Source organism: Microcoleus sp. N9_A2 (assembly GCF_036701775.1).
GTDB lineage: Bacteria > Cyanobacteriota > Cyanobacteriia > Cyanobacteriales > Microcoleaceae > Microcoleus.
The window spans coordinates 39,065-51,757 of record NZ_JAUBRH010000003.1 but is presented as its reverse complement, the minus strand read 5'-3'; the positions used below and the strand labels follow the sequence as shown (position 1 = coordinate 51,757).

The 12,693-nt window shown below is 46.4% G+C and carries 10 protein-coding genes; 8 read left to right on the top strand and 2 right to left on the bottom strand.

Annotated elements, in window-relative coordinates; translation table 11 throughout:
• Positions 1 to 11: 11 nt before the first annotated feature.
• Positions 12 to 1,103: a PfkB family carbohydrate kinase gene (locus QUA44_RS02590; protein WP_333248016.1), complete on the top strand. Its 1,092-nt coding sequence runs from the start codon at positions 12 to 14 to the stop codon at positions 1,101 to 1,103.
• Between the two features lie 161 nt (positions 1,104 to 1,264).
• Here the strand turns inward: QUA44_RS02590 and QUA44_RS02585 are convergent, their stop codons facing one another.
• Positions 1,265 to 3,019, bottom strand: a complete 1,755-nt coding sequence (locus QUA44_RS02585) for a CapA family protein (protein WP_333248014.1) — start codon at positions 3,017 to 3,019, stop codon at positions 1,265 to 1,267.
• Between the two features lie 916 nt (positions 3,020 to 3,935).
• Here QUA44_RS02585 and QUA44_RS02580 point away from each other — a divergent pair.
• The 6 genes from QUA44_RS02580 (at position 3,936) to QUA44_RS02555 (ending at position 10,004) form a co-directional block, all read left to right on the top strand.
• Positions 3,936 to 5,132, top strand: a complete 1,197-nt coding sequence (locus tag QUA44_RS02580; RefSeq protein ID WP_333248012.1) for a HEAT repeat domain-containing protein — start codon at positions 3,936 to 3,938, stop codon at positions 5,130 to 5,132.
• A 107-nt stretch (positions 5,133 to 5,239) separates the two neighbouring features.
• On the top strand, positions 5,240 to 6,316 hold the full coding sequence (locus tag QUA44_RS02575) for a glycosyltransferase family 4 protein (protein WP_333248010.1): 1,077 nt from the start codon (positions 5,240 to 5,242) through the stop codon (positions 6,314 to 6,316).
• 43 nt (positions 6,317 to 6,359) lie between these two features.
• On the top strand, positions 6,360 to 7,121 hold the full coding sequence (map, locus tag QUA44_RS02570) for a type I methionyl aminopeptidase (protein WP_333248008.1): 762 nt from the start codon (positions 6,360 to 6,362) through the stop codon (positions 7,119 to 7,121).
• A gap of 567 nt (positions 7,122 to 7,688) precedes the next feature.
• Positions 7,689 to 8,618 (top strand): LD-carboxypeptidase, encoded by a 930-nt coding sequence (locus tag QUA44_RS02565; protein ID WP_333248006.1) that lies wholly within the window; start codon positions 7,689 to 7,691, stop codon positions 8,616 to 8,618.
• 211 nt (positions 8,619 to 8,829) lie between these two features.
• Complete coding sequence (locus QUA44_RS02560; protein WP_333248004.1) at positions 8,830 to 9,630, top strand: hypothetical protein; 801 nt, start codon at positions 8,830 to 8,832, stop codon at positions 9,628 to 9,630.
• 176 nt (positions 9,631 to 9,806) lie between these two features.
• Complete coding sequence (locus QUA44_RS02555) at positions 9,807 to 10,004, top strand: hypothetical protein (RefSeq protein ID WP_333248002.1); 198 nt, start codon at positions 9,807 to 9,809, stop codon at positions 10,002 to 10,004.
• 146 nt (positions 10,005 to 10,150) lie between these two features.
• Here QUA44_RS02555 and QUA44_RS02550 read toward each other — a convergent pair whose 3' ends face one another.
• Entirely contained in the window at positions 10,151 to 10,735 is a 585-nt protein-coding gene (locus QUA44_RS02550) for a hypothetical protein (protein WP_445243725.1), read from the bottom strand.
• A gap of 801 nt (positions 10,736 to 11,536) precedes the next feature.
• On the opposite strand from QUA44_RS02550, the gene hemE reads away from it, so the two are divergent.
• Positions 11,537 to 12,601, top strand: coding sequence for a uroporphyrinogen decarboxylase (gene hemE, locus QUA44_RS02545; protein ID WP_333248000.1), 1,065 nt, complete (start codon positions 11,537 to 11,539; stop codon positions 12,599 to 12,601).
• Positions 12,602 to 12,693: the final 92 nt, after the last annotated feature.

Below are 12,693 nucleotides of genomic sequence, written 5' to 3'. Positions count from 1 at the left end.
TTTTTTGGTTAATGACTAACGACTATTCCGATTTTTTGCCTCAACTGCGTGCCTCAACTGAGCAATTATTGAAAAGATTAGACTGCTTCCATCAAGCGCAGGTATTAGCGATCGGAGATTTGACCTTGGACGAGTTTCTTACCGGACAAGTAGAGCGAATTTCCCGCGAAGCACCTGTGTTGATTTTGCGCTACGAAAATACTCAGCAACTACCCGGAGGTGGCGCAAATGCTGTCTACAATTTGGCCAAACTGGGAGGCAAAGTAAAAGTTGCTGGTTTGGTGGGAAAAGACGACCAGGGAAAGGCTTTGTGCGGTATTTTTGAGGCGGCGGGAATTGATACGGGTGGGATTTTAATCGATTCGCAGCGTCCAACTGTCACCAAAACTCGAATTTCCGGGCACGCGCGGCAGTCGGTGACTCAGCAAATTGTCCGAGTCGATCGCAAATCGGATGAGTTGCCGGATTTAGATTTGCAGTTGCAACTGGCAGACTACATCCGGCAGCAAATACCGACAGTAGATGCAGTGGTTTGTTCCGACTACGGCGACGGAGTTTGGACAAATTTGGCGATCGAATCGGCAGTGGTTCCCGGCAAAACAATTGTAGACGCTCAAACCAATTTGCAGCGATATTCTGGAGCAATGTTATTTACTCCCAACTTGCCAGAAGCCGAGCAAGCTGTCGGATATGCTATCAAAAACCCTCAAAATTTAATGCAAGCAGGACGCGATTTATTGAACTTAACTCAAGCTCAAAAAATCCTGATTACTCGCGGCGAAGAAGGGATGACTTTGTTTGAAAGGGCGAACGGCGAAGAAATCAAAAATTCACCCCCTCCAACATCCATTTGTGAAAAGGGGGAATTTGCCATTCAAAGTTGGGACATTCCCCCTTTTAACAAGACTGATGTATTCGACGTAACCGGTGCTGGAGATACAGTTGTAGCAGCGATGACTTTAGCTTTGTGCGTCGGTGCATCCGGTTGGGAAGCGGCAGTTTTGGGAAATTTGGCGGCTAGCATTGTCGTGCGTCAATTCGGTACGGCAACCACGACAGCAGACGAAATGAAAGAAGCTTTGAAAGCAATGAGTTTTGAGTAGTCAGTTGTTATTGGTAATTTACTTGTTCCCAGGCTCTGCCTGGTAACGCATATCCGGAGGCTCAGCCTCCAATTTTCCCGATCGCTTTTCGAGGCAGAGCCTCTAGATATCGGTTCCCAGGCAGAGCCTGGGAACCAGTTAAAATTCCCAATTCCCAATAACTACTTACTCTTTTTCAAAAGTTGTCCCTTGTTATCAATAGTCAAACCGCTATTGGGAAAATCGCTCTTTGTCAAACTGTCAATCAACCCCACAGTCCTAAAATTGTTATCAACAGATGGCACACCTCGCCCGTCAAGTTGGATGGGGATAATCTTACCAGAAACAAAATCCCCTTGCGGAGTCATTTTCACATCCAAAATTAGAGATTTACCGAGTGCTCCTGCTGAGGACAAAGTGCGATAACCCAAAAAATTGCCCAGCGAATAAGCAACCAATTTCCCTTTATAAAGTTCCATAGCTCTGGGAACGTGCGGGCCATGTCCCAAAATCAAATCAGCTCCCGCATCAATCATCGTCCGCGAAAACAAAACCATATTTCCCCGGTTTTCTCCGTAAAAGAACTCAGTTTTATTTCTCACATTCAGAGCTCCCGTTCCTTCAGAACCAGCATGAACTGATATCACTACAATATCAGCATTTTGTTTGGCTTTTTTGACAACTTCTGCTCCTGCTTTCAGTTCCAGCAAAGAATTGTGAACGTCGCCGTAGTTGCTGAAACCGATAAAGGCAAAATTCACTCCCTTGACATTTTTATAAACAATTTGATCTCTTTTACCAACAGCCTTCATGCCATTGCTGTCGATGTTTTTAATCGTGTCATTAAATCCCTGCTCGTGAAAATCGTAAGAGTGATTGTTGGCAATACTCAAAATATCAAAACCAACATCTTTGAAGATTTTGGCATAACTCGGAGGCGTCCGAAAGGCAATCAGCATTCGTCCGCCGCCTGCTTTGGAACTGTAAGGATAATCGGTCATCGTGCTTTCAAAATTGCCAAACAGAATATCAGCTCCTTTGAGGTACGGTTTTACCGACTCTAATAGCATCTCTTTTTTTGCCGGCAGTTTGTTGTAGGGATAATTTGTGCCGGGGATCATGTCACCAACTGCTTTGATGCTGACAGTGGCGGGCACAATGGCAGGTTTTTTGGCAGCCGGGGAGGGCGATTTTGGAGCGGGAAGGGGTTTGGCGGCGGCGGCTGATGCTGGTGTCGAGCTCACTTCTTGTACCGCAGGCTTTGACGTTAGAGGGTTATTAGTAACGGTGCTTGAGGATTTGTAAAGTTGAGAAGCCAGAACCAAGCCGGATATCGGTACGAGAATTAGACTCAGAGCACCGACTGACAGCCCAGATTTTTTAGTTTTAGTGCGGGCTAACTCTGGCTGCGGTGATGGCTTTTGCTGCCGTTGGTTTGTGGGTTTTGGAGTTGGGATTTTCGGGGGTTGGGGCGGAGATTTTTCTGGTGTTTGAGTGGGCGCCGTTGTGACATTTTGAGTTTTTTCTAGTTTGGGCAAAGTCACAGGAATGGGAGAAACGGCTACACTAGCGGCTACTGCTGCACTCGCAGCTACTGCGGCATTCACGGCAACTAACGCACTCACGGGTTCGGAAGTCAAGCGTTTTTTTAATTCTACCGTCTGAGTCCAAGCGGGCAATTGCTGGTCGTCGCGCCGCCCGTAAACTGTCACTGAGTAAAGGTTATTTGGTTGCAGCCGCTGCAACCCTTTGACTGCGACTCGCAGACAGGCTTCTTCTGCGGGCAAATGTTCGGCTTCCAGCAGCAGGTGCAGGGTGTCATTTTCCCGGCTGGCTTTAGCCGTGACGCCGAAGCTTTGGAGTGCTTGGCTGATCAGAAATGCGATCGCCCTGGCATCGCCTTCTTTTGCTAAATTTAAAATATCTTGTTGGCTCACAAACGCCTCTACTCTCACACTAGAAATTTAGCTCGATCTTATCTCAAATTTGGCGGCACAGGATGAAATACCGATTAATTTAGCTTAAGTAAGTGGGTACAAATAAACAGAACGTAGGGAGAGGGCGCGTGCGTGAAAGGGTATACTCGCTCTCACTATAGCTCCTAACTAAATCCGACCCTACTTTTACAAGATAGTATGATTTTTGGCGCTTGCTAGCTGAATACAGTATTTCCTAACGGTTATATTAGTCGATCGCCCAAACACTTCTATCCGGGATAATTGCCCCCTTCAAATTAACATCGGTCAAATCAGCGCTCTCTTTCTTACAGCATTTTTGGTAAATAAAACTGGTTTGTGATCTCCAGAGTGCGTCCTGGAATGTACGGAAAATATGCGGTTTAGCAGCGAAGAATTAACGAAAAAACCTAGTTTATCGTTACCAGTGCCAATCCCCCTGTCCCACTTCCGCCCAAATTCACACAAAAACGATCGACCCGCAGGCTCGGAAGCTTGTTAAACTCTTGGTCATGCCACGCTATTAGTGAGAAATCGACGGCGAGCCACAATCGTCTGCTAGCGCCCCCGCAGTGCTGGGCTGCGGGGCCTGCACTGCACAATGGTAGCTGAGATTAGCTGCAATCAACTTTCGGGATGCCGCTGCTAAAGTCGCGGCCGCCGATGTAGTTGTTCGTTTTAAACTAATTAAACTAATTATTTAAAGGAGTTGCACGTCAATGACACAATTGTGCTTATAAGATCTGGCTCGCTGCCCTCTCAAAACCGGGTTTTTCGCGAGTCTGGTGCTATTTTATTTGTGAGTTAGTTAAGCCCATAGCAGCTAGGATCGGGCTAACTCAAGGTTAAACTAAAGCTCGTCATGCGGCGTTGCCTCTCAAAACCCGGATTGAGTCTTATGGCGCATTACCGCTCCTCTGTATGTTTGTTCACCTGCATTGCCTGTCTGGGCGCTGCGTTCAGTCCAAGTGCCGACGGAGGGCAACAGGTACTCAATGCCTCTGCGCGTGCTGTTTCCCAAGAAATTGCTCAGGCAAACTCTCCCCCGGACGATCGCCAGGATTCCAAGCCTCCAAAACCGTCTCCAGCGCCCGATAAAAATAAATCTCAGCCGTCCAAAACGTCCAAATCTAATTCTAAGATCCCGAAATCGGTATCCAATTTGATCGTAACTTTGTCTCGTCAGCGGGGGTTCTTAATGTTGGGTTTGGCAGCAGTTGTCGTCACGGCAGCTGCAGTATTTATCATGCTCAAATTAGTTAGCAGTGACGAGTCAAATTATTCTCAGCGAAGACGGGGAAGATTTGATCGCCACAACCAAAGAAACTCTCAATTTACTAATCCCGATTCTCCTACAAACTCGCACGAAATTAGACCGCAAGAGACTTCTTATGGGCGACAATCGCTGTCAGCCTTGCCCTACAGTTTTGATTTGCCAAAAGACTACAGTATCGAGAGCAGCGATCGACCTTTACCGTTTATCCTGGAATCCGGGGAACCAGAATCAGAGGATGCAGCAGTTGAGGGCGATCGAATTAATTCCGACACCTCGCCCTTGGAAACTCACAGCAATGGGTACAGCAACACAGGTTTCAACATTCCCGAAACAACTAATCAAGGCGATTCCCTAGCGAGTCGGAAGAAAGATATTGCCCTTCCCGAAACGGATGGTAGACCTAAAGTTGATATTATTGAAGCACTGATTGAAGATTTGCAGCACCTAAATCCGGCAAAGAGGGGCAAAGCAATTTGGGAACTAGGCCAGCGGGGAGATTCCAGGGCAGTTGAGCCGTTGCTCGATTTGCTAGCAAATTCCGACTCCAAGCAGTACAGTTTAATTTTGGCAAGTCTCTCGGAAATTGGCATTCGCACGCTCAAACCCATGAATAATGCGTGGTCAATTTCGCTGCAAAATGAAAATCCCGAAGTGCGTAAAAATGCAATTCGCGACTTGACGCGGATTTACGAATTGGTGAATCAAATCAGTTATTTGTTGCACCGTGCGACGGACGATCCCGATCCAGAAGTTCAGGAAACTGCTCGATGGGCAATCAATCAGTTGAACCGCCTCCGTCCGCGTTCTGGGATGGATTGATAAGTCTAGCAATTTTCAAGTGATTTGAGATTTTAAATTTTAGATGGGAGAATTTATAACTTAGATTATGTTAGAATTTGTTACTGCTGACTAATGACTAATGACTAATGACTAATGACTATTTGAAAATATTGTTGCTCTCTACTTCGGTCGGTCAACTCGGTTCGGGGTTGGGCGGCGGAGTAGAACTTACAGTCCTTAACATCGCTAAAGAATTGCACCGCCGAGGTCATAAAATAGCAGTGGTAGCGCCGATAGGTTCAGTCTTAGAATCAATTCCAGTAATCGAAATAACGGGTGATTTGCAAGTAACCGCCCAAACACAAGATTACAATGATCCTATTGTGATGCCCGCAGATTCTGTGCTGGCGAATATGTGGGAATATGCTCGCCAAGTTCAGGATGAATGGGATGTCATTGTCAATTTTGCCTACGATTGGCTGCCGTTTTATTTGACACCATTTTTTAGGACTCCGATCGCACATTTGATCAGCATGGGTTCCCTTTCCGCAGCCCTCGATCGCATTGCCGGACAAACCGCAGTCCAGTTTCCTGGTACGATCGGAGTTCACACCGCTTCTCAAGCCAAAACATTCGCCTTTGCCGATGAATGTCAGTTGTTGGGAAATGGCATAGATTTATCCCTGTACGAATTTTGCAACCAACCGCAGTCTAAATTAGCTTGGTTAGGCCGCATCGCCCCGGAAAAAGGCGTAGAAGATGCAGTAGCAGCAGCGAAAATTACAGGCATTCCCCTGAAAATTATGGGCAAAATGCAAGATGAGGATTATTGGCAAAAAATTTGTGCAGATTACCCGGATGCTCCGGTAGAATATTTAGGGTTTCTGACAACAACCCAAATGCAAGAGCAAGTCCGTCAGTGCCAAGCATTGTTGATGACACCACGTTGGGTGGAAGCTTTCGGAAATGTCGCGATCGAGGCTTTAGCGTGCGGTGTGCCCGTGATTGCTTACGAGCGCGGGGGGCCGGCGGAAATTGTTAGAGACGGACTGACGGGCTTTTTAGTGGAGCCTGATAGTGTAAATGGCTTGGTAGCTGCGATCGCCCGCTTAGACCAAATTGACCGCAGCGCTTGCCGACGACAAGCAGAGGTAGAATATTCTTTAGCAGCTTTGGGCGATCGTTGTGAACACTGGTTCAAATCTCTTCTAAAATTGAGTTAAATAAACTCTTAATCGACCACAAAAAAAGAAAACTGAAAAAACTATGGCAACCGAACGTTTAGTGCTTTTATCCAGTAGAGAAATCGAAAAAATGCGCCAAGCAGGCCGTTTAGCGGCCGAACTTCTGCTACATCTCGAACCGATGGTTAAACCGGGAGTAAGCACTCTAGAAATTAACGATGAAGCCGAACGCTGGACTTTGGCACATGGAGCAAAAAGCGCTCCGCTAGGCTATAAAGGATTTCCAAAATCTCTGTGTGCAAGCGTGAATGAAGTAGTCTGTCACGGCATCCCGAATGCTAAACAAATTCTGAGAGAAGGCGACATTATTAATATAGATGTAACGCCTTTAGTTGAAGGCTATCACGGCGATACTTCCAAAACTTTTTTTGTGGGCAAACCTTCACCGGTAGCGAAAAAGTTAGTTGAAGTAACCGAGGAATGTTTAAGAAGAGGAATTGCGGAAGTCAAACCGGGTGCTCGTACCGGCGACATCGGTGCAGCGATTCAAGAATATGCTGAAGCACAGGGTTTTTCGGTAGTGCGAAATTTTGCGGGACACGGGATTCACCGAGTCTTTCACACTGAACCGGAAATTTTGCATTACGGCAAGCGGGGCACGGGAAAGAAGCTCAGACAAGGGATGGTTTTTACGATCGAGCCCATGATTAATGAGGGTACTTGGGAAGTAGAAATTCTCGCAGATGGTTGGACATCTATCACCAAGGATGGAAAGCTTTCGGCTCAATTCGAGCACACTCTGGCTGTGACTGATTCTGGGGTAGACATTCTGACTTTGCCGTAGGTATTTCGTAATTAGTATTCGTAGGGTGCGTCGCCACGAAAAATCTCTAAATTCAATCGACAATCTCATGGCGACGCACCTTGCACAATTGAGGAAATAAACTCAATAATTATTGTATACCAAGACTTTTTATAAATGGTATCACATCAAATCTCAGAAGCCCCAAAAAATCCCTTCTTAATCGCAGAATTCCCAAAAACTGCTTTCTAATCAGATTTGGTCGGTTGGGTGGGGCGAGTTGATAAATATTCTGGATGTGAATTACGGATTGTTGCTAACTCGCCCCTACAGCATTGCTTAAAGTTAATGAGAATTGATCTGACACCATTTTGAGGAAGTTTGGCGAAAGAGAAGTTTTGGATGTGTTTGTCTGGTGCGTCGCTATGAGATTGTTGATTTTTAGTTAGGGATTTTTCATGGCGACACACCCTACAACTAATATGTCATTGCGAGCGTCCCCGCGAAGCAATCGCAGAGACTGGTGCGTCGCTATGAGATTGTTGATTTTTAGTTAGAGATTTTTCATGGCGACACACCCTACAACTACTGTTACTTCTTCCTTCGATAATGACTAACATTAAATGGCTGCAACCGGGAGATTTGCTCAGGGTAATTGCACCTAGCGGCGCGCTTCGAGAATTGATTAACTTTGAACGCGGTTTGGAAATTTGGAAATCCCGCGGCTATCGCATTGAATTAACACCTGGTTTTGACGATCGCTGGGGCTACTTGGCAGGTTCCGATGAAAACCGCGTCCGACAGCTCGCAGATGCCCTCAATGACCCGGATTGTCGCGGTATTCTCTGTGTTCGAGGCGGTTTCGGCAGCACTAGACTTTTGGAAAAAGGCAAGGTGGGAGATTGGGCAAATTCTCAGTTTCCCACTCCCGATTCCCATTCGCCGAAATGGTTAATCGGCTTTTCAGATATTACTGCTTTGCTGTGGAATCAGGCTAAATTGGGCATTTGGGGTGTTCACGGGCCGATGCTGACAACTTTGGCCGCTGAACCGGATTGGTCTGTCGATCGACTTTTTGACTGCATAGAAGGTCGTCCCTTACAATCTTTGCCAGGTAAAGGATGGGGCAACGGACAAGCCACCGGGCGGCTGTTTCCGGCGAATCTGACGGTTGCTTCTCATTTGCTCGGAACCCCGTATCAACCGGATTTGACAGGTGCTATTCTCGCATTTGAGGATGTTTCCGAGGCTCCTTACAGGGTCGATCGAATGTTGACTTTGTGGCGGATGGCGGGGGCTTTCGCTGGGGTGCGGGGCATTGCTTTGGGGCGTTTCAGCCGCTGCGAGATTGATCCAAGTATTCCCAGTTTTAGCATTGAAGAGGTTTTGCGCGATCGGCTTTTAGACCTAAATATTCCGATTGTCTCGGATTTGCCCTTCGGCCACGAAGGCGTTAACGCTGCTTTACCGATGGGAATTGAGGCGAGTATCGACGCTGAATCGGGATTGCTGATTTGTGGGGATACATCGCAACTTTAAAAGCTGCATCAACGTCTATAAGTTTGTAGGGTGCGTCGGGGGAAAAATTATTAGTCTGCGGTTAAAAAAATCAGCCCAGACGCACCCCACAATAACTAAAGTTGAGACTAATGGTTGAGACTGTGGGCAGAAATTAGATTTAAAATGGATTGTGTATGCAAATGTCCGCGCCAAGAAGGCAAAAAATTTTTATAACTTTCCAGAGGTTGACATGAAAAAACACAACTTGTTAAACAGTATTGCGGCCGCTGTGCTAGTTACGGGATTGGCACTTACGGGGCTTTCTTCTAGTGCGGTTGGCGAACAGATACGGAATAACGATCGCATAGATGGAGTAATTCGCCGCACTTCTCCGATTTACCGTTTCCGAAATATGTGGACTCCGGGCTCTCCGACGGAAGAATTGCGGGGTCAAGAATACACATTCAGCGCGCGGGAAGGCGACAACATTGAAGTGTTGTTAGACACAGATAGAAGCCGCGGTTTTACTCCCGTTATGGTGCTGTTTTACGGGAACAACAAACAAGTAGCTTTTACCCAAGACCGTTCTTTTAATTATCAAATTCCCCGTAGTGGCGATTACAAGCTGTTAGTATTAGCAAAAGATGCTGCCAGAGGCGGTAGCTACACGCTGGAAGTTGCGGGAATTGATGGCGACAGGCGGGATAGCAATAGGTGGGATGACAGAAGCGGCAGTGGCCGAGACAACCGCAACTACGACGGAGAACGGATTTTGCGAGATGATTTTGGCTTGCGGCCTCTTGATTGTCGCGTGAGACGTACTATGGTGAGAGTAAGGTTTGAGGATGCCGACAGAAACGAGACTTATTGCGCTGAACCAAGTCGCCGGTATCCGCAGGGAGACTATTATTACAATCCGCGCACTAGAGATTTAGACTCGGCGAGGGTGGATAATAGTAGATTCGATGATCGCTCTAATGATAATAACTGGTACGATCGCGATCGCGATCAATGTCGGGTATCTGTAGGCGGAGTGTGTGTGACTAGGTAATTTCGTTTGTTTCGTTGGGGCGGGTTTTACAAACCATCAATGAGTCAAAGCAACATCTCAAAAACCCGCCCCAAACACCGCGACTATCGAAGTATTTTCGCAAAAACCCGGTTGCTGACTACCCATGCGTTCAGGATTATTGGTATATTAATAATATTAATGATGTGGCAAAATCTATGAGTGTTAAAGAACTTGAAACAGCAATTATGAACTTGTCAGTTAAGGAACTATCCGAACTAACTGCTTGGCTGATAGAGTATCGCCAACAAGTCTGGGATCGGCAAATTGAAGACGATTTGGAGGATGGGCTGTTAGATACGCTACTTGATGAAGTTGATGCAGAGTATGAAGCGGGATTGGCTAAAGTGTTATGAAGCATCTGACTTTACCGCGTTTTTGGAACTGCTAAGCTGTTACGCATTTAAACCACTAACGAGGCCTGTAGGGTGCGTCAGCTCGATCGCTTACTAGGCAAGGGAAACGCTGCGGGCTGACGCACCCTACAATACTACTCTGCCTTCTAGAACTTAGAAAATCGATAGTAGTTAGGTTTTCTAAAAGTATTTTCATCTAATTCGTCTGTTTCGTCTTCAATCTCTACTTCTGATTTTTCATCGTTGGCTCCCAGATAGTTTTGCATAGTTTTACCTTTCTCTGGTAAAGTAAGTATCTTAGTAAAAATACCCAAAAGAGTATTAAACCTATCTTGCACTGATAGAGTTTTCACAAGTGGGTCAATTTTAGCTTTCCACTCAGAGACTAATTCTTCGTCGGTTATTTCCCCTAAGTCTTGAGAATGTTTATATACCTCAGCCAACAAAAAACGTACAATATTGGACAGTTTTGTTCCCTCTTTTAGTTTTTTACGGATAAGAGAGTGTGACCTCCTATAGACGGTTCCAGGAGTTGTAACTACTTCTTTATGTCTAGATACTTTGGATTCAATTGAAATCTCTGAATCTAGTTTCTCAACAGACATATCTGGCATTTTTAAGAGATTATCTCTAAACTCTTTAAAATGTTCAGTTTCTTCATCTTGGGGTTTATCTGAATATGAAATTGAGTATAGATACTGAGCTAATGTTGCCATTATTTGTCCATCCAATTAGTTTCCCCAGCGAGTGGGGACTTAGTTAGTGAGTATAGTGACTCTTGTGAGAAAGATAGAGATGTTTCCATTCAATTAGTTTCCCCAGCGAGTGGGGAGTCAAAATGTTGTTGTTTAATGCCTATCTCAAGTTTCCATTCAATTAGTTTCCCCAGCGAGTGGGGACACCATCTAATCAACCAGGCTAGATCGGAGTTAGTGAAGATGTTTCCATTCAATTAGTTTCCCCAGCGAGTGGGGACAGTACAGGGGGAATATGGGGAATACTGGGAGCAAAAGTCACATAAAATGTTTCCATTCAATTAGTTTCCCCAGCGAGTGGGGACTGTTACTCAAGAGTTATTAAAGGATTACTATGAAGAAATTAGTTTCCATTCAATTAGTTTCCCCAGCGAGTGGGGACTCCTCCATCTTACACCCCATACAGCGCAAAGTGTCCAGATGCCGATCGCGACGGTTAGATCTTTTTCTTGGATTTCAAACCTGTGCTCGCTCCAAGAAAATCCCTGAAACCCTTATCCAGCAATGCTGCGAGGCTCGCGACACAAAAATGTCCTTTCAGCTATTTTACCGCCAGCCTCGCAACCAACTAAATCCCCACTCCCCAAAATCGAGATCCGGCGATTGTTTCCTCAGTCTAGGAGGCAGAATCGATTCAAAACAGATGCTGGGATTGCTTCGTTCCTCGCAATGACAGAAATACTCCCTGCGCGCCGATGAATTTTCGATCGAAAAGGACGATCGGACAATGGTAAGCTACCAAAGGCATTGAAATATCTAAGGTAGAGAAAAGTTAAAATGTCGGCATTAAATGAAGTTCCCTTACTGTTGCGGGCAGCCCGCGGCGAAACTCTAGAACGCCCGCCCGTGTGGATGATGCGCCAAGCCGGTCGCTACATGAAGGCTTATCGAGATTTGCGAGAAAAGTATCCCTCCTTTCGCGAACGTTCCGAAATTCCCGAAGTCGCCATCGAAGTTTCCCTTCAGCCGTGGCGCGCGTTTCAACCCGACGGCGTAATTCTGTTTTCCGATATTGTCACACCCATGCCCGGTTTGGGCATCGAGATGGACATCGCCGAAGGCAAAGGCCCGATTATCCACGAACCCATCCGCACTCAGCAGCAAATCGACAACCTGCAACCGCTGAATCCCGAAGAAAGCTTGCCGTTTATCAAAACAATCCTCCAATCCCTGCGCGCGGAAGTCGGCAACAAATCCACCGTGCTCGGTTTTGTGGGCGCGCCTTGGACGCTGGCGGCCTATGCCGTAGAGGGTAAAGGTTCTAAATATTATGCCATCATCAAAAACATGGCATTTTCCGATCCAACTTTACTGCATCAGTTGCTGTCGAAATTCGCCGATGCGATCGCAGTTTATATGCGCTACCAAATCGACTGTGGCGCGCAAGTAGTGCAAATGTTTGACTCCTGGGCCGGCCAAATGTCCCCGCAGGACTACGAAACCTTCGCTTTACCATACCAAAAACAGGTATTTGAGCAAGTCAAAAAAACCCATCCCGACACCCCGCTAATTCTCTTAGTCAGCGGTAGTGGCGGCCTCCTCGAACGGATGACAAAATCCGGCGCGGATATCATCAGCGTCGATTGGACGGTTGATATGGCCGACGCACGCCAACGTTTGGGCCCCAACATGAACGTTCAAGGAAATCTCGATCCCGGCGTATTATTTGGTTCTCAAGCGTTTATTCGCGATCGAATTCTTGATACAATTCGCAAAGCGGGCAATCGCGGACACATCCTCAATTTAGGACACGGCGTATTACCGGGAACCCCCGAAGACAACGTGCGTTTCTTCTTTGAAACGGCAAAACAAGCGGACAAATTGCTTGCAGTTGCTGCTTAAATTGCGATTTGATTGCGATTAACTGGTAACGAGTAAAACTCTCGTTTATAGCCAAGGCTTGATCCCCCTAAATCCCCCTTAAGAAGGGGGAC